Here is a 16,484-nt window from a genome sequence, read left to right on the forward strand (position 1 = left end):
GGATTCTGAGTTGACTGACCTTCTTTGTCATTCCTGAGCCAACCGCAAAAACCGACTCAACGCCTCGCGTTGGGCCAGCGCATCCTGGCGGCCCAGCTCGATCAGTTCGCTGCAATACCCCGCCTCGAACAACAGGTAGCTCAGCACGCCCGCGCCGCTGGTCTTGGTCGCGCCCGGGCCGCGCAGGAATACCCGCAGCGCACGAGGCAGCTCCTGGCGATGGCGCGCGGCGATTTCGTCGATGGGCTGGCTCGGGGAAATCACCAGCACGTCCACGGGTGCCGCCCCCAGGGCATGAGCCGGGACGTCGTCGGGCAACAGGTGGCTGAAGCCGTTCAAACGTTGAAGCAACTCGATGTCGCTTTCCAGGCTGTCGATGAAGGTACTGTTGAGCATGTGCCCACCGATCTGCGCCAGGGTCGGTTGCAGGCCGGTGTAGCTTCGCTCCGAGGGGGTTTGCCCGCCAGCGCCCCGAGGGTTGCCGCTGACGCCGATGACCAGCACGCGGTTGGCGCCCAGGTGCAGGGCCGGGCTGATCGGCGCCGATTGCCGCACCGCACCGTCGCCGAAATACTGCGGGCCGATCTTGACCGGCGCGAACAACAGCGGGATCGCCGAGCTGGCCAGCAGGTGCTCCACCGACAACAGCGCCGGCACGCCAATGCGCCGATGCCGCAGCCAGGCATCGATGGTGCCGCGGCCCTGGTAGAACGTCACGGCCTGGCCGGATTCATAGCCGAAGGCCGTCACCGCCACCGCCCGCAGTTGTTGCTCGGCGATGGCCTGCTCGATGCCCGAGGCGTGGAACTGTGCCTCCAGCAGCGCCCGCAAGGGCGAACTGTCGATCAGCGCCACCGGCAACTTGGCCCCCAGGCCCAGCAAGCTGTGGGTGATGAAGCGTGTCGCCTGGCCCAGCACGCCGCGCCAGTCGCTGCGCATGACCTGGTGGCTGCGCACCGTTCGCCAGAATGCTGTCAGCCGTTCGATGGCGCTCTTGAAGTCCATCGCCCCGCTCGCCAGGCTGACGGCGTTGATCGCCCCCGCCGACGTGCCGACGATCACCGGAAAGGGATTTTGCCCGCCCTCGGGCAGCAACTCGGCAATCGCCGCCAACACCCCCACTTGATACGCTGCCCGAGCCCCGCCACCGGAAAGAATCAAACCTGTAACGGGTTCAGCTGGGGTCATCGCCATGCTCCGTGCTCAAGGGATATCAAAAAAAACTCAGCCGCGTTTGTCGTACAGCTTGGGCTCGCCCGGTGGGCGGCTCTTGAAGCGCCGGTGGGCCCAGAGGTACTGCTCGGGACAATCGCGCACCGATTGCTCGACCCATTGATTGATGCGGATGCAATCGGCTTCCTCGCTCTCCCCTGGGAAATCCGCCAGCGGCGCCTGGATCACCAGGCGATAACCGCTGCCATCGGCCAGGCGCTCCTGGGTGAACGGCACGACCAGCGCCTTGCCCAGGCGGGCGAACTTGGTGGTCGCGGTCACCGTTGCCGCCTGGATACCAAAGAGTGGCACAAACACGCTTTGCTTGGCGCCGTAATCCTGATCCGGCGCGTACCAGATCGCCCGGCCGGCACGCAGCAGCTTGAGCATGCCGCGCACGTCGTCACGCTCCACCGCCAGGGAATCGAGGTTGTGCCGCTCGCGGCCTCGGCGCTGAATGAAGTCGAACAGCGGGTTCTTGTGTTCGCGGTACATGCCATCGATGGTGTGCTGCTGGCCGAGCAAGGCTGCGCCGATTTCAAGCGTGGTGAAGTGCAGCGCCATCAGGATCACGCCCTTGCCTTCGCGCTGGGCCTGCTTGAGGTGCTCCAGCCCCTCGACATGGGCCAGCCTGGCCAGGCGCGAACGCGACCACCACCAGCTCATGGCCATTTCGAAGAAGGCAATGCCGGTGGACGCGAAGTTTTCCTTGAGCAGGCGCTTGCGCTCGGCAGCGGACTTTTCCGGGAAACACAGCTCCAGGTTGCGGCGGGCAATGCGCCGTCTGTCGCCGGCGGCCCGGTACATCAGTGCACCCAATGCACGACCGACCCGCAGCAGCAACGGATACGGCAGCTGGACGACCAGCCACAACAGCCCCAGGCCGCACCACAGCAGCCAGAAACGCGGATGAAAAAAAGCAGCTCGAAAACGCGGGCGATCCATTACAGCTTCCACAAAGACATGGGCCGCGCATTCTACATCGTTCGACCCGGCTTGCGGCTCGCGGACGATCTCGTTATAAGTCTCGGCACTTTTAGCGACAAGTCGTTGTACACCGACCATGAGCCAAACCGAACCGCTAGACCAAGATCCCGTGTTCCAGTTGAAGGGCAGCATGCTCGCCATTACGGTGCTGGAGCTGGCCCGCAACGACCTGGAGAGCCTTGACCGGCAGTTGGCGGCAAAAGTCGCCCAGGCACCGAATTTCTTCAGCAACGCCCCGCTGGTGCTGGCCCTGGACAAGCTGCCGCCCGGCGAAGGCGCGGTGGACCTGCCAGGCCTGATGCGCGTGTGCCGCCATCACGGCCTGCGCACCCTGGCCATCCGCGCCAGCCGCATCGAGGACATCGCCGCCGCCATCGCCGTGGACATTCCGGTGCTGCCGCCGTCCGGTGCCCGCGAGCGGGTGCTGGAACTGAGCCCGGTCGACACCAGGAAAACCCCGGAAAAACCACCCGAGCCAACCGTCAAGCCGACACGGGTCATCACCTCGCCCGTACGCGGCGGGCAACAGATTTATGCCCAGGGTGGCGATCTGGTCATCGTCTCGTCGGTCAGCCCGGGTGCGGAACTTCTGGCCGATGGCAACATCCATGTATACGGCCCGATGCGCGGTCGCGCACTGGCCGGCGTCAAGGGCGATACCAAGGCCAGGATCTTCTGTCAGCAATTGAGCGCTGAACTGGTTTCCATCGCCGGACAATACAAGGTCTCCGAAGACCTGCGCCGCGACCCGCTGTGGGGCGCCGGCGTACAGATCAGCCTGTCGGGCGACGTGTTGAACATCATTCGGCTTTAACGGATACTGCCGCATTTTCCAAGCATCTCTAAAACGTAGCGAAAACGGCTTAAACGACGCAGGAAACAGGACCAGGCAGTATTTACCGGAGGTAAATCCCGCCCCCGTCCGATTCCCGCCAGGCCTGTCCACTTGCAGCAGTTTTCCAGAGATGTTTTTCAGGGGCTGACAAAGTCCTTTTTCCTTAGGGGTGAAACACCTTGGCCAAGATTCTCGTGGTTACATCCGGCAAGGGTGGTGTGGGTAAGACCACCACCAGCGCCGCTATCGGTACCGGCCTCGCTCTGCGCGGGCACAAGACAGTCATCGTCGACTTCGACGTCGGCCTGCGTAACCTCGACCTGATCATGGGTTGCGAGCGTCGCGTGGTCTATGACTTCGTCAACGTGGTCAACGGCGAAGCGAACCTGCAACAGGCCCTGATCAAGGACAAGCGCCTTGAGAACCTCTACGTGCTGGCCGCCAGCCAGACCCGTGACAAGGACGCGCTGACCCAGGAAGGCGTGGAAAAAGTCCTGATGCAACTCAAGGAAGACTTCGAGTTCGTGGTCTGCGACTCCCCGGCCGGTATCGAGAAAGGCGCCCACCTGGCCATGTACTTCGCCGACGAGGCGATCGTGGTGACCAACCCGGAAGTGTCGTCGGTACGTGACTCCGACCGCATGCTGGGCCTGCTGGCGAGCAAATCGCGCCGCGCCGAAAACGGCGAAGAGCCGATCAAGGAACACCTGCTGCTGACCCGCTACAACCCGCAACGGGTCAGCGACGGCGAAATGCTCGGCGTCGAAGACGTCAAGGAAATCCTCGCCGTGACCCTGCTGGGTGTGATTCCCGAATCCCAGGCCGTACTCAAGGCTTCCAACTCGGGCGTGCCCGTGATTCTTGACGACCAGAGCGACGCCGGCCAGGCGTACAGCGATGCCGTCGATCGCCTGCTGGGCAAGACCGTGGAGCATCGATTCCTCGATGTAACGAAGAAAGGTTTCTTCGAGCGCCTGTTTGGAGGTAGGTAATGAATCTTTTTGACTTCTTTCGTGCCAACAAAAAGCCCAGTACCGCCTCGGTCGCGAAAGAGCGTCTACAGATCATCGTGGCGCACGAACGCGGCCAACGCAGCACCCCTGACTACCTGCCGGCCTTGCAGAAGGAACTGGTGGAAGTGATCCGCAAGTACGTCAACATCGGTAGCGATGACGTGCACGTGGCACTTGAAAGCCAGGGCAGTTGCTCGATTCTGGAACTCAATATCACCCTGCCGGATCGCTGATAGATCCTGCGGGAGCCACGGCGGCTCGGGTCCCCACAGCCTTTTTTGTGGGAGCGAGCTTGCTCGCGAACGCGGTTTTCCAGACACATTGATCTTGAATGTGCCACCGCCTTCGCGAGCAAGCTCGCTCCCACGAGGGCCGGGCCCGAGCCGCCGTTGGCGTTTGTAAAGAGACTGTCTGCAATGCCCCTGTCCAACATTCGCATCATCCACCAGGACGCCGCCGTGCTGGTGGTCGACAAGCCGACCCTGCTGCTGTCCGTGCCCGGTCGGGCCGACGACAACAAGGACTGCCTGATCACCCGCCTGCAGGAAAACGGCTATCCGGAAGCGCGAATCGTGCACCGACTGGACTGGGAAACCTCCGGCATCATCCTGCTGGCCCGCGACCCGGACAGCCATCGCGAACTGTCCCGGCAGTTTCATGACCGCGAAACCGAAAAAGCCTACACCGCCCTGTGCTGGGGCCAACCGGCGCTGGACAGTGGCAGCATCGACCTGCCGCTGCGCTACGACCCGCCGACCAAGCCTCGCCACGTGGTGGACCACGAACACGGCAAGCACGCCCTGACGTTCTGGCGCGTGCTGGAGCGCTGCGGCGACTGGTGCCGGGTCGAACTGACCCCCATCACCGGGCGCTCGCACCAGTTGCGCGTGCACATGCTCTCCATCGGTCATCCGTTGCTGGGCGACGGGCTCTACGCCCACCCGCAAGCCCTGGCCGCCTGGCCACGCCTGTGCCTGCACGCCAGCATGCTGAGCTTCACCCATCCACTGAGCGGCGAACGCCTGCGCTTCGAATGCCCGGCACCCTTCTGAGCACCGCGGTACACAACAGATGGCTCCCCTCGATTTAAGGTTTGGCAATCCGGTTATGGCTCTACACGAAACCCCTGTCGACAAAGTCCCCCACCAGTTGCTCTACCTGGTCTACGGCGACCAGGACGTCTACCGCCACGAGGCCAAGTTCAGCATCCTGACCGCCCTGGCCCACGGCAAGCCGTCGACCCTGCCGCGCATCCGGGTTCTCACTGACCGCCCCGAGGACTTCCAGGGCTGGCCGGTCGAGACCCTTGCCCTGAGCGCCGAACGGCTGGCGCAATGGCAGGGCGAGCATGGCTACATTCACCGTCGTAAGGCTTGCGCCATCGCAGCGGGCCTGACGCTGGCGCAAAAGACCCTGTTCGTCGACACCGATACGCTGTTCCTCGACGACCCCGACCTGTTGTTCCAGCAGATCCAGCCGGGGCAGTACCTGATGGACAGCTTCGAGTACGACTGGGACTACGTCTGCGAGCGCGAGGATTACCGTCGACTGGGCACGCACCTGGCCGCCCACGGCGTGAACCGGGGCAACGGCTTCAAGCTCTACAACAGCGGTTTGTGCGGCGTGACCGACAACGATGCAGGCCTGCTGGCCCAGGCCATCGAACGGATCGATCAGTGGACCGAAGGCGGCTTCGACATCCACACCATCGAGCAGATCGCCATTTCGTTCGGCTTGCGACACGCGACCGTGCGCGAAACCAGGCGGCAGGTGTATCACTACTTCGCCGAGAAGCGCTTCTTCCACACCATGCAGGCACACTTCTTCGCCCAGCACGGCGAAGCCTTCAGGCCAGCGCTGGTGGAGCGTTGCCATGAAGTACCGCGCAGCAAGCCGTTCCCGACGGCCTGGCGGCGTCTGACAATCAAGTGGAAGTTGCGCAACCAGCGCGGCGCGGCGCGCAAGATCGGCCGCGACCTGTTGTATGGCAGCGCGGCGCCGAGCCATCCGTACTACGACCTCTGCCGGCATCACTGGTGGGATTCGGCCGCACGGGAAATTCAGCGCCTGGACCCACAGCGCCAGCAGCGGCTGTTTGGCCAATTGGAACGCTGGCCACGGGACCTGCCGGAACCGTCCAGGCCACAGGACAAGGCCCTGATCATGGCTCACCTGCGCGAGCGAGTCGCCACTTCGGGCTGATGGCGAGCAAGACCCCGGCGAGGCTCGCATCGCCGGGATTGTGCCTGCAATGCAGACGGTCGATGGGGTAAACTGCCGCCCATTGCTGTCTGGAGTTACTTATGCGCGCAGAGTTGAACCAGGGCCTGATCGACTTCCTCAAGGCCTCCCCCACCCCTTTCCATGCCACCGCCAGCCTTGCCCAACGCCTGGAGGCGGCGGGTTACCAGCGCCTGGACGAACGCGACACCTGGACCACCGAGGCCAACGGTCGCTACTACGTCACGCGCAACGACTCCTCGATCATCGCCTTCAAGCTGGGTCGCAACGCCCCGCTGCATGACGGCATTCGCCTGGTCGGCGCCCACACCGACAGCCCGTGCCTGCGGGTCAAGCCGCAACCGGAACTGCAACGCCATGGGTTCTGGCAACTGGGTGTGGAAGTCTACGGCGGCGCGTTGCTGGCGCCGTGGTTCGACCGCGACCTGTCCCTGGCCGGGCGCGTGACCTTCCGCCGCGATGGCAAGGTCGAGAGCCAGCTGATCGACTTCAAGGCACCGATCGCGACGATTCCGAACCTGGCCATCCACCTCAATCGCGAAGCCAACCAGGGCTGGGCCATCAACCCGCAGAACGAGCTACCGCCGATCCTCGCCCAGTTCGCCGGCGACGAACGCGTCGACTTCCGCGCCGTGCTCACCGATCAACTGGCCCGCGAACACGGCCTGAACGCCGACGTGGTGCTCGATTACGAGTTGAGTTTCTACGACACCCAAAGTGCCGCGGTCATTGGTCTGCACGGCGATTTCATTGCCGGCGCGCGCCTGGACAACCTGCTGTCGTGCTATGCGGGGCTGCAAGCCTTGCTCAATGCCGACACCGAAGAAACCTGCGTGCTGGTGTGCAACGACCACGAGGAAGTCGGCTCTTGCTCGGCGTGTGGCGCCGACGGGCCGATGCTGGAACAGACCCTGCGTCGCTTGCTGCCGGAAGGTGAAGAGTTCGTACGCACCATTCAGAAATCCCTGCTGGTGTCGGCCGACAACGCCCACGGCGTACACCCCAACTATGCCGACAAGCACGACGCCAACCACGGCCCCAAGCTCAACGCCGGGCCGGTGATCAAGGTCAACAGCAACCAGCGCTACGCCACCAACAGCGAAACCGCCGGGTTCTTCCGCCACCTGTGCATGGCCGAAGAAGTCCCGGTGCAAAGCTTCGTGGTGCGCAGCGACATGGGCTGCGGCTCGACCATCGGCCCGATCACCGCCAGCCAGTTGGGCGTGCGCACCGTGGACATCGGCCTGCCGACCTTCGCCATGCACTCGATCCGCGAACTGTGCGGCAGCCATGACCTGGCGCACCTGGTGAAGGTGTTGAGCGCGTTCTATGCGTCTCGCGAATTGCCCTGATCAGAACGATTCCCTGTGGCGAGGGGATTTATCCCCGTTGGGCTGCGCAGCAGCCCTAAAACCAGCCACCTCGGTGTGTCAGGTCCCATCAAGTGGCTGCTATTGGGGCTGCTGCGCAGCCCAACGGGGATAAATCCCCTCGCCACAACAGCGTTCGACCCAAGGCACTGACTGGGATCATCACACCCCAGCCAAACCCCAACTAGACTGACCTTATCGCCCTCTCCGACAAGGCCGTCGCCATGATCTCGATGTCTGCTTTCAATGCCATGCTGGTGCCGATCATCGCCGGCATGATCCTGCTGGCCATCGGTTTCAACTTCCGTGACAAGAACGTCGGCGTGTTTGCCATGTGGATCGGCATGCTGCTGATCCTCGCCACGGTGGTGTTCAAGATCCTGACCAAGCTCAACGAGTCGCTCTGACCTTGCCCTCAGGTCTGCGCCGGTTGCTCCGGCACGTCGACGCCGACATGGATCGCATCGTGTCGCCAGAACTCCAGGTCGCAGTCGATCAGCCGCTGATGCTGGTCGTAGTTGACCCGAGCAATGCGCAACCCGGGGCTGCCCACCGACACCTTCAGCGCCGCCGCGGCTTCCGGTTGCAATGAGGTGGGCACGATTTCGAACTTCACCCGACCGTAGTGCAGGTCGTAGTGCCGGGCGTACAGCTCGGTCATGGACTGGTTGAGGTCGAATTCGAGGATGCCCGGAAAGTACTGCGGGTTCAGGTAATGCTCGACGTACAACACCAGGCGCTCATCGATACGCCGCGCCCGGCAGATCTGGATCACGCTCGACAGCGCCGGCAACTGCAACCAGGCACACACCGCCGCCGAGGCCGGTTGCAGGCGCGCCGAGATCACCTGGGTGGAAGGCACCCGCCCTTGCGCCGTGACCATGGCGTGGAAATGGCTGCGCTGCATCAGGTTGTAGGCCAGCCGAGGGGGCGAGACGAACCAGCCCCGGCGCTCTTCCCGATAAATCTGCCCCTGGGCTTCCAGCTGTAGCAAGGCTTCACGCACGGTAATGCGCGTGGTGCCAAACAACTCACTGAGCTTGCGCTCGGCCGGCAGCTTGCTACCCGGCGCCAGTAACCCATGGTCGAGCTGCTCTTGCAGGACCTGTCCGATGGCTGTCACCGCCTTGGTTGCATCGATGCGCATCAACGTTACCTATCTGGACTAGACCAGCACTGTTCCGGGGCGCGATCGTCCATCTGGCGACCCCGCTGCTTCTTCCAGCAAGCCTAGGCATTGCACATGACTGGCAGATGACAAAGGCGCCGAACGGTAGGCCTTGCACTGTGCAAACAACCGGCCAAGTCCTTTCAGATCAGCTGTTTAACCATGGTCTACGCTTACTCGGTGGCCAACCCGCACGCACCTGGGATTTGCCGGCCCCCGCGGCGCCGACATCAAAATGTCACAGGGCTCGCCTACATTGGCTCAGGTATTGCTGACCTAGACCAACACAACCGCAATCGCAGCGTAGAAAACGCCCATAGGAGCTTCGGATGAAACAGCTTTTCCTGGCATCACTGTTAGGCTCGACCATTGCCATGTGCACCGCCGCCATGGCCGCTGATACCGATCTGAAAACGTTGGAAGCCGCTGCGAAAGCGGAAGGCGCCGTCAACAGCGTCGGCATGCCCGATGACTGGGCGAACTGGAAAGGCACCTGGGAAGACCTGGCGAAACAATACGGCCTCAAGCACGTTGACACCGACATGAGCTCGGCCCAGGAAATCGCCAAGTTCGCCGCCGAGAAAGACAACGCCAGCGCCGACATCGGCGATGTCGGTGCCGCCTTCGGCCCTATCGCGGTCAAGCAGCGCGTGGTCCAACCCTACAAGCCAAGCACCTGGGACCAGGTCCCGGCCTGGGCCAAGGACCAGGATGGCAACTGGGCGCTGGCCTACACCGGCACCATCGCATTCATCGTCAACAAGAAACTGCTGCACGGCTCCGACGTACCGACCAAGTGGGCTGACCTGAAGGGCGGCAAGTACAAGGTCTCCATTGGTGACGTGAGCACCGCCGCCCAGGCCGCCAACGGCGTGCTGGCCGCCGCACTGGCCAACGGTGGCGACGAGAAGAACCTGCAACCGGCCCTGCTGATGTTTGCCGAGATTGCCAAGCAAGGTCGCCTGTCCATGGCCAACCCGACCATCGCCACGATGGAAAAGGGTGAAGTGGAAGTCGGCGTGGTCTGGGACTTCAACGGCCTGAGCTACAAGGCCAAGATGGCCAACCCGGATGACTACGTCGTGCTGATCCCGTCCGATGGTTCGGTCATCTCCGGCTACACCACCATCATCAACAAATACGCCAAGCACCCGAACGCCGCCAAGCTGACCCGCGAATACATCTTCAGCGACGCCGGCCAGATCAACCTGGCCAAGGGCAACGCCCGGCCGATCCGCGCCGAGCACCTGACCCTGCCGGAAGAGGTCAAGGCCAAGCTGTTGCCGAACGAGCAGTACAAGCACGTCACGCCAATCAAGGACGCCGACGCCTGGGAGAAAACCTCCAAGGCCCTGCCACAGAAATGGCAGGAAGAAGTGATCATCAATATGCAGTGAGGCGCTAGTCAGCCCCGCTCGGATATCCAACGGAGATCCAATTGTGGGAGCGAGCTTGCTCGCGATAGCGGTGTATCAGCCAGCATTGATGTCGACTGACACGCCCTCATCGCGAGCAAGCTCGCTCCCACATTGGACCTGCGGTGAATCCGAGCTTTCTGGTGTCCATCCGGAGTTTTGGTATCCATGAAGCACAACGTCATCCTGGTGCTGCTCGACGGCCTCAATTACGAAGTCGCCCGGCACGCCATGGGACATTTGCAGGCTTATGTCGGCGCAGGACGCGCGGCGCTGTACAAACTGGAATGTGAACTGCCGGCCCTGTCCCGCCCACTCTACGAATGCATCCTCACCGGCGTCGCGCCCATCGACAGCGGTATCGTGCACAACAACGTCTCGCGCCTGTCCAACCAGCGCAGCATCTTCCACTACGCCACCGACGCGGGCCTGAGCACGGCGGCCGCGGCCTACCACTGGATCAGCGAGCTCTACAACGCCTCACCGTTCGCAGCCGGTCGGGATCGGCATGTCGAGAACCCCGGGCTGCCCATTCAATACGGGCATTTCTACTGGAATGACCACTACCCCGACTCGCACCTGTTCGCCGACGCCGAACACCTGCGCCAACGCCACCAGCCGAACTTCCTGCTGGTGCACCCGATGAACATCGACGACGCCGGGCACCAGCACGGCCTCGACACGCCGCAGTACCGCAACAGCGCCCGCTCGGCCGACATCAACCTGGCGGTCTACCTGCAAGCCTGGCTCGACGCTGGCTACCAGGTGCTGGTGACCGCCGACCACGGCATGAACAATGACCGCTCCCACAACGGCCTGCTGGCCGAAGAACGGGAAGTGCCGCTGTTCGTCCTCGGTGACGGCTTCAGCCTCGACCCCGCCGCGACGCCCCGGCAGCTCGAACTGTGCGGCACCGTGTGCCAGTTGCTCGGCATCGACCACGACAAACCCTATTGCCAGGAATTACTCAAGTGAACGCCATGACGCGCGGCAAATGGCTGGCAGCGTTGTGCCTGGTGCCCTTCGCGATTTTCTTCATCGTGTTCCAGATCGCCCCGCTGCTCTGGGTGCTGGTCAACAGCCTGGAATCGGAAGAGTTCGGCTGGGGCCTGGCCAACTTCAGCAAGATCTTCAGCTCCAAGTTCTACCTGCAGGCGATCCAGCACAGCCTGGAGATCAGTTTCTGGTCCAGCGTATTCGGCATCATCATCGCCGTGCTCGGCAGCTACTCCCTGCGCCGGGTCGATTCGCGGCTGCGCAACTTCGTCAACGCCTTCGCCAACATGACCAGCAACTTCGCCGGCGTGCCCCTGGCCTTCGCCTTCATCATCCTGCTCGGCTTCAACGGCAGCATCACCCTCATGCTCAAGCAGGCGGGGATCATCGAGGACTTCAACCTGTATTCGAAAACCGGGCTGATCATCCTCTACACCTACTTCCAGATCCCCCTGGGTGTGCTGCTGCTCTATCCGGCCTTCGACGCGTTGCGCGAAGACTGGCGCGAGTCCGCCGAACTGCTGGGCGCCAACGGCTGGCAGTTCTGGCGGCACATCGGCTTGCCGGTGCTGACCCCGGCGTTGCTGGGCACGTTCGTGATCCTGCTGGCCAACGCCCTGGGCGCCTACGCCACGGTCTATGCGCTGACCACCGGTAACTTCAACGTCCTGCCGATCCGCATCGCCGCGATGGTTTCCGGCGACATCTCCCTGGACCCGAACCTGGCCAGCGCCCTGGCCGTGGTGCTGGTGGCGCTGATGACCCTGGTGACCATCGTCCATCAGTTGCTACTCAAGAGGAGCTACCATGTCTCGCGCTGAATCGAGCCCCGCCGGGCTTTATCATCGGGCGGTGGTGTACCTGCTGTTCGCCGTCCTGCTGCTGCCCCTGGCCGGCACGCTGGTGTACTCCATCGCCAGCAGTTGGTCGGCCACCGTGCTGCCGGCGGGCTTCACCTTCAAGTGGTACGTGCAGCTGTGGAGCGACCCGCGCTTTCTCAGCGCCTTCGGCCAGTCGCTGATCGTCTGCGTGGGCGCGCTGGTGCTGTCGGTGGTGCTGATCCTGCCGCTGCTGTTCGTGGTGCATTACCACTTCCCGAAACTCGATGCGCTGATGAACATCCTCATCCTGCTGCCCTTCGCGGTGCCGCCGGTGGTGTCGTCGGTAGGGCTGCTGCAACTCTACGGCTCCGGGCCGCTGGCGATGGTCGGCACGCCCTGGATCCTGATCGGTTGCTACTTCACCGTCGCCCTGCCCTTCATGTACCGGGCGATCACCAACAACCTGCAAGCCATCAACCTGCGTGACCTGATGGACGCCGCCCAACTGCTCGGCGCCAGCACGTTCCAGGCGGCCGTGCTGGTGGTGCTGCCAAACCTGCGCAAGGGCTTGATGGTAGCGCTGCTGCTGTCGTTCTCGTTCCTCTTCGGCGAGTTCGTGTTTGCCAACATCCTCGTTGGCACCCGCTATGAAACCTTGCAGGTTTACCTCAACAACATGCGCAACAGCAGCGGACACTTCACCAGCGCGCTGGTGATTTCCTACTTCTTCTTCGTACTGGTCCTGACCTGGGCGGCCAACATCTTGAACAAGGACAAAAGCCAATGAGCTACGTCAGCGTCCAACACCTGCAAAAGACCTACGCCGGCACGCCGGTGTTCAGCGACATCAACTGCCAGGTCGGCCAGGGCGAGTTCGTCACCCTGCTCGGCCCGTCCGGCTGCGGCAAGTCCACGCTGTTGCGCTGCATCGCCGGCCTGACCGCCGTGGACGCCGGCCAGATCCTGCTGGACGGCCAGGACATCGTCCCACTGAGCCCGCAGAAGCGCGGGATCGGCATGGTGTTCCAGAGCTACGCCCTGTTCCCCAACATGACCGTCGAACAGAACGTCGCCTTCGGCCTGCGCATGCAAAAGGTCGAGGCCCAGGACAGCCGCCAGCGGGTGCTGGAGATCCTGCGCCTGGTGGAGTTGCACGATTTCGCCGCGCGCTATCCCCATCAGTTGTCCGGTGGCCAATGCCAGCGTGTCGCCCTGGCCCGCTCCCTGGTGACCCGCCCGCGCCTGTTGCTGCTGGACGAACCGCTGTCGGCCCTGGATGCGCGGATTCGCAAGCACCTGCGCGAACAGATCCGTCAGATCCAGCGCGAACTCGGCCTGACCACAATCTTCGTCACACACGACCAGGAAGAAGCACTGACCATGTCTGATCGGATTTTCCTGATGAACCAGGGAAAGATCGTACAGAGCGGCGATGCCGAAACCCTGTATACGGCGCCCGTCGATGTGTTCGCCGCCGGCTTCATCGGCAACTACAACCTGTTGGACGCCGACAGCGCCAGCCGCCTGTTGCAGCGGCCAGTGAACGGGCGCATCGCCATTCGCCCGGAAGCCATCGAGCTGAGTCGCAACGGCGAACCGAACGCACTGATCCGTAGCCACAGCCTGCTCGGCAACGTGATCCGCTATCGGGTCGAGGCCCGTGGCGTGGAACTGGTGGTGGACGTGCTCAATCGCTCGGCCGCCGACCTGCACCCTGATGGCGCCCGCCTGGCGCTTTCCATCGATCCGTCGGCCCTGTGTGAGGTAGCCTGATGGCCTTGTTGATTCTGAAGAGAGAAGCGCGCTGATGGCCCTGGCAATTTTTGATCTGGACGAAACCCTGATCCACGGCGACTGCGCCACCCTCTGGAGCGAACAGATGGGACGCCTGGGCTGGGTCGATCCCGAGTCGTTCATGCGGCGCAACAACGAACTGATGGACGCCTACAGCCACGGCAAGCTGCGCATGGAAGCGTACATGGACTTCAGCCTGGAACCGATGATCGGCCGCACGCCGGAGGAAATCGAACACCTGGTGGCGCCGTGGGTGGAGGACGTCATCGAGCCGATCATCTTCAGCGACGCCACCCGCACCATCGCCGAACACCGCAAGGCTGGCGACCGGATCCTGGTGATCTCGGCCTCGGGCACGCACCTGGTCAAGCCGATTGCCGAACGCCTGGGCATCGACGAGGTCCTGGCGATCGAGCTTGAAGTGGCCCATGGGGTCTACAGCGGCAAGACCGTGGGCACCCTGACCTACCGCGAAGGCAAGATCACCCGGCTGCTGGACTGGCTGGACGCCGAGGAAGAAAACCTCGAAGGCGCCAGCTTCTACTCCGACTCACGCAACGACCTGCCGTTGTTGCAGCGGGTGGACCATCCCCATGTGGTCAACCCGGACCCGGTCCTGAAGGCCCATGCCGAAGCCGCCGGATGGCCGATTCACACCTGGAAGTAAATGCTTTCAGAGTCTGTGACGCACCTGTGGGAGCGAGCCTGCTCGCGATAGCGTCGGGTCAGCAATGGATGATTTGACTGATACACCGCTATCGCGAGCAAGCTCGCTCCCACAAGGACCAGCGTGGCTTCCATGCCTTGCCCTAGTACGCGCAAGACACCTGCATCGCGTTGAGGGCCGTATCATCGCCGTTGCCTTGGTCGGGTTCCACCCGGGTCCGAAACCCATTCACTTTCCCGCCACCAGGGCCGTCGAGGCAACGGTAGAATCTGGTCCAGTCCCCCCATGCGGCGGGCGGGTCACCGACCAGGGTTTGCGAGCCACAATCCATCTTGATATTGCCGGCGGCGGTATCGTCCTTCGAGCCCTTTTCCTTGTCCAGGCCCTGAAACCGCTCCACCTGAATGGCAAACCCTATGACAGGATGTTCGCGGCAAACGTGATCCTTGCCCCAGCTTCCCCACTTTCCTTCAAGGCTCTGGATGTAGGTTGGCGTTCCCGTGGCGCTGCTCTTGCAGATCAGCTGGATCGCATTCAAGGCGGTATCATCGCCGTTGCCCTGATAGGGCTCACTCTTGAGCCGGAAGCCCCAGACATATTGCCTCTGCGGGCAATACGCCGTAGGTCCCCAATTTCCCCATTGGCCTTGTTCCGAAGTATCCGGAGGCACTCTTCCGGTCTCTTGTCCCTGGGCGCCCTCATAGGCCAACAGGGAAAGCGTGAAAACCAGCATGCGCAAAGCGGCGTAATCGGACATGACAGAGCCCTGCCTGGATCGGGAAAAGACTGGCCAGAGAGACCTTCTCTCGCCTCGACTCTAGAGTCAGGCATTTGAGAGCGTCTACTGTCAGATCCGACAGGGTGTACGCCTATCCAATGTGCCGAATCAGCCCAGGCTCCCATCGATCACCAGCACCAGTTTCCCCGACACCGTGTTGGTCGCCAGTTCCTTGAACGCCGCTTCGGCATCCTCGATGGCAAAGGTGCGGGCCAACTGCGGACTCAAGCGACCCTCGGCGAACAGCGGCCAGACCTGCTGGCCCAACTCGCTGATCAGGTCGGCCTTGAACTGATCGTCGCGGCTGCGCAGGGTCGAGCCGAGCAACTGGATGCGCTTGCCCAACACCTGGCCCAGGTCGAACTCGGCCGTGCGACCGCCCATGAGCCCGATCATGACCCAGCGCCCGTCAACTGACAAAAGTTTCACGTTGAGCTGGGCATAGCTCGCCCCCACCGGATCGAGGATCACGTTGAAGGGGCCAAGGTCGTTCAGCCGCTCGATATCATCGGTGCGCACCACGCCGCCCTGGGCGCCCAACGCTTGGCAATAGGCCAGTCGATCAGCCGAGCCGACACTGACCCAGCACGGGTTGCCGAACGCCTTGCATAGCTGGATCGCGGCCGAACCAACGCCGCTGGCGCCCGCGTGCAACAGCACTTTTTCACCCGGCTTGAGCGCCGCCAGTTGAAACAGATTCAGCCACGCGGTGCTGTAGACCTCAGGCAGCGCGGCGGCTTCAGCCAAAGACAGGCCTTCGGGCACCGGCAACACATGGCGACCGTCGACCACCACTTCCTCGGCCATGCCGCCGCCGGCCAGCAACGCGCAGACGCGGTCGCCCACCTGCCAGGAGGCGCCCGGGCCGACCTCGCTGATCACCCCGGAACATTCCAGCCCCAACACCTGGCTGGCACCGGGCGGCGGCGGATAATGCCCGGCTTTTTGCAACAAATCGGCTCGATTCAAGCCAGCCGCCGCCACACGAATGCGCACTTGTCCTACATCGCACACGGGACTTGGCTCATCCGCCCATACCACTTGGCCTTCAACGCCTTGCAATGCTTTCACGGTGCCTCCATAGTGAGTCTCGACTGGGCCCGCTGCTGTAACGCCGGGCTTTCTTGCATTATGCGCCCGGGCCACATGGAACCGGCGACTTCAAAGACGGCCTAATATGCGTTATC

18 protein-coding genes are annotated in these 16,484 nt (G+C 62.9%); 13 read left to right on the top strand and 5 right to left on the bottom strand.

Going from position 1 to position 16,484, the window contains the following annotated elements; all coding sequences use genetic code 11:
* Positions 1–27: 27 nt before the first annotated feature.
* Together V3H56_RS19830 and V3H56_RS19835 are read right to left on the bottom strand one after the other, a co-directional pair.
* Positions 28–1,188: a patatin-like phospholipase family protein gene (locus tag V3H56_RS19830; RefSeq protein ID WP_042728957.1), complete on the bottom strand. Its 1,161-nt coding sequence runs from the start codon at positions 1,186–1,188 to the stop codon at positions 28–30.
* Between the two features lie 36 nt (positions 1,189–1,224).
* Entirely contained in the window at positions 1,225–2,157 is a 933-nt protein-coding gene (locus tag V3H56_RS19835; RefSeq protein WP_042728956.1) for a lipid A biosynthesis lauroyl acyltransferase, read from the bottom strand.
* A gap of 118 nt (positions 2,158–2,275) precedes the next feature.
* Between V3H56_RS19835 and minC the strand changes: the two genes are divergently transcribed.
* The 7 genes from minC to V3H56_RS19870 all read left to right on the top strand — a co-directional run bounded on the left by minC (position 2,276) and on the right by V3H56_RS19870 (position 8,065).
* A complete protein-coding gene (gene minC / locus V3H56_RS19840; protein ID WP_042728955.1) occupies positions 2,276–3,013 on the top strand; it encodes a septum site-determining protein MinC in 738 nt (245 codons plus the stop codon).
* Between the two features lie 200 nt (positions 3,014–3,213).
* Positions 3,214–4,026 carry a septum site-determining protein MinD gene (minD, locus tag V3H56_RS19845; protein ID WP_042728954.1) on the top strand — a complete coding sequence of 271 codons (813 nt, stop codon included), beginning with the start codon at positions 3,214–3,216 and terminating at the stop codon, positions 4,024–4,026.
* A complete protein-coding gene (gene minE / locus V3H56_RS19850; RefSeq protein ID WP_003179111.1) occupies positions 4,026–4,280 on the top strand; it encodes a cell division topological specificity factor MinE in 255 nt (84 codons plus the stop codon). Before minD ends, minE begins: the two co-directional genes overlap by 1 nt.
* A 183-nt stretch (positions 4,281–4,463) precedes the next feature.
* Complete coding sequence (locus tag V3H56_RS19855) at positions 4,464–5,099, top strand: RluA family pseudouridine synthase (protein ID WP_042728953.1); 636 nt, start codon at positions 4,464–4,466, stop codon at positions 5,097–5,099.
* Between the two features lie 55 nt (positions 5,100–5,154).
* Positions 5,155–6,249 (top strand): hypothetical protein, encoded by a 1,095-nt coding sequence (locus V3H56_RS19860; RefSeq protein ID WP_042728952.1) that lies wholly within the window; start codon positions 5,155–5,157, stop codon positions 6,247–6,249.
* Positions 6,250–6,350: 101 nt separating this feature from the next.
* Positions 6,351–7,640, top strand: a complete 1,290-nt coding sequence (locus tag V3H56_RS19865) for a M18 family aminopeptidase (RefSeq protein WP_042728951.1) — start codon at positions 6,351–6,353, stop codon at positions 7,638–7,640.
* A 242-nt stretch (positions 7,641–7,882) separates the two neighbouring features.
* Positions 7,883–8,065, top strand: coding sequence for a hypothetical protein (locus tag V3H56_RS19870; protein ID WP_003179103.1), 183 nt, complete (start codon positions 7,883–7,885; stop codon positions 8,063–8,065).
* A gap of 8 nt (positions 8,066–8,073) precedes the next feature.
* On the opposite strand, the gene V3H56_RS19875 is transcribed toward V3H56_RS19870, so the two are convergent.
* A complete protein-coding gene (locus V3H56_RS19875) occupies positions 8,074–8,805 on the bottom strand; it encodes a UTRA domain-containing protein (protein ID WP_042728950.1) in 732 nt (243 codons plus the stop codon).
* 350 nt (positions 8,806–9,155) lie between these two features.
* Between V3H56_RS19875 and V3H56_RS19880 the strand changes: the two genes are divergently transcribed.
* The 6 genes from V3H56_RS19880 (at position 9,156) to V3H56_RS19905 (ending at position 14,519) form a co-directional block, all read left to right on the top strand.
* Positions 9,156–10,223, top strand: a complete 1,068-nt coding sequence (locus V3H56_RS19880) for an ABC transporter substrate-binding protein (protein WP_338473785.1) — start codon at positions 9,156–9,158, stop codon at positions 10,221–10,223.
* 186 nt (positions 10,224–10,409) lie between these two features.
* Positions 10,410–11,216 carry an alkaline phosphatase family protein gene (locus tag V3H56_RS19885; protein WP_047736487.1) on the top strand — a complete coding sequence of 269 codons (807 nt, stop codon included), beginning with the start codon at positions 10,410–10,412 and terminating at the stop codon, positions 11,214–11,216.
* Positions 11,217–11,221: 5 nt separating this feature from the next.
* Positions 11,222–12,058, top strand: coding sequence for an ABC transporter permease subunit (locus tag V3H56_RS19890; RefSeq protein ID WP_161796101.1), 837 nt, complete (start codon positions 11,222–11,224; stop codon positions 12,056–12,058).
* On the top strand, positions 12,045–12,845 hold the full coding sequence (locus V3H56_RS19895) for an ABC transporter permease (protein ID WP_047736488.1): 801 nt from the start codon (positions 12,045–12,047) through the stop codon (positions 12,843–12,845). Before V3H56_RS19890 ends, V3H56_RS19895 begins: the two co-directional genes overlap by 14 nt.
* Complete coding sequence (locus V3H56_RS19900; RefSeq protein ID WP_338473786.1) at positions 12,842–13,831, top strand: ABC transporter ATP-binding protein; 990 nt, start codon at positions 12,842–12,844, stop codon at positions 13,829–13,831. Before V3H56_RS19895 ends, V3H56_RS19900 begins: the two co-directional genes overlap by 4 nt.
* Positions 13,832–13,865: 34 nt before the next feature.
* On the top strand, positions 13,866–14,519 hold the full coding sequence (locus tag V3H56_RS19905; protein ID WP_042728944.1) for an HAD family hydrolase: 654 nt from the start codon (positions 13,866–13,868) through the stop codon (positions 14,517–14,519).
* Positions 14,520–14,661: 142 nt separating this feature from the next.
* Here the strand turns inward: V3H56_RS19905 and V3H56_RS19910 are convergent, their stop codons facing one another.
* Together V3H56_RS19910 and V3H56_RS19915 are read right to left on the bottom strand one after the other, a co-directional pair.
* Positions 14,662–15,276: a hypothetical protein gene (locus V3H56_RS19910; RefSeq protein ID WP_047736490.1), complete on the bottom strand. Its 615-nt coding sequence runs from the start codon at positions 15,274–15,276 to the stop codon at positions 14,662–14,664.
* Between the two features lie 129 nt (positions 15,277–15,405).
* The gene (locus V3H56_RS19915; protein WP_047736491.1) at positions 15,406–16,368 is read right to left on the bottom strand and encodes a zinc-binding dehydrogenase; all 963 of its coding nucleotides are present in this window, start codon (positions 16,366–16,368) and stop codon (positions 15,406–15,408) included.
* Between the last annotated feature and the right edge of the window lie 116 nt (positions 16,369–16,484).

Source organism: Pseudomonas sp. MS646 (genome assembly GCF_036693845.1).
GTDB lineage: Bacteria > Pseudomonadota > Gammaproteobacteria > Pseudomonadales > Pseudomonadaceae > Aquipseudomonas > Aquipseudomonas chlororaphis_E.

What these genes read in the sequence shown, in the direction of transcription:
- V3H56_RS19830 (WP_042728957.1), bottom strand. Translation starts at nt 1,188, where the DNA reads ATGACCCCAGCTGAACCCGTTACAGGTTTGATTCTTTCCGGTGGCGGG.
- V3H56_RS19835 (WP_042728956.1), bottom strand. Translation starts at nt 2,157, where the DNA reads ATGGATCGCCCGCGTTTTCGAGCTGCTTTTTTTCATCCGCGTTTCTGG.
- minC (WP_042728955.1), top strand. Translation starts at nt 2,276, where the DNA reads ATGAGCCAAACCGAACCGCTAGACCAAGATCCCGTGTTCCAGTTGAAG.
- minE (WP_003179111.1), top strand. Translation starts at nt 4,026, where the DNA reads ATGAATCTTTTTGACTTCTTTCGTGCCAACAAAAAGCCCAGTACCGCC.
- V3H56_RS19855 (WP_042728953.1), top strand. Translation starts at nt 4,464, where the DNA reads ATGCCCCTGTCCAACATTCGCATCATCCACCAGGACGCCGCCGTGCTG.
- V3H56_RS19860 (WP_042728952.1), top strand. Translation starts at nt 5,155, where the DNA reads ATGGCTCTACACGAAACCCCTGTCGACAAAGTCCCCCACCAGTTGCTC.
- V3H56_RS19865 (WP_042728951.1), top strand. Translation starts at nt 6,351, where the DNA reads ATGCGCGCAGAGTTGAACCAGGGCCTGATCGACTTCCTCAAGGCCTCC.
- V3H56_RS19870 (WP_003179103.1), top strand. Translation starts at nt 7,883, where the DNA reads ATGATCTCGATGTCTGCTTTCAATGCCATGCTGGTGCCGATCATCGCC.
- V3H56_RS19875 (WP_042728950.1), bottom strand. Translation starts at nt 8,805, where the DNA reads ATGCGCATCGATGCAACCAAGGCGGTGACAGCCATCGGACAGGTCCTG.
- V3H56_RS19880 (WP_338473785.1), top strand. Translation starts at nt 9,156, where the DNA reads ATGAAACAGCTTTTCCTGGCATCACTGTTAGGCTCGACCATTGCCATG.
- V3H56_RS19885 (WP_047736487.1), top strand. Translation starts at nt 10,410, where the DNA reads ATGAAGCACAACGTCATCCTGGTGCTGCTCGACGGCCTCAATTACGAA.
- V3H56_RS19890 (WP_161796101.1), top strand. Translation starts at nt 11,222, where the DNA reads ATGACGCGCGGCAAATGGCTGGCAGCGTTGTGCCTGGTGCCCTTCGCG.
- V3H56_RS19895 (WP_047736488.1), top strand. Translation starts at nt 12,045, where the DNA reads ATGTCTCGCGCTGAATCGAGCCCCGCCGGGCTTTATCATCGGGCGGTG.
- V3H56_RS19900 (WP_338473786.1), top strand. Translation starts at nt 12,842, where the DNA reads ATGAGCTACGTCAGCGTCCAACACCTGCAAAAGACCTACGCCGGCACG.
- V3H56_RS19905 (WP_042728944.1), top strand. Translation starts at nt 13,866, where the DNA reads ATGGCCCTGGCAATTTTTGATCTGGACGAAACCCTGATCCACGGCGAC.
- V3H56_RS19910 (WP_047736490.1), bottom strand. Translation starts at nt 15,276, where the DNA reads ATGTCCGATTACGCCGCTTTGCGCATGCTGGTTTTCACGCTTTCCCTG.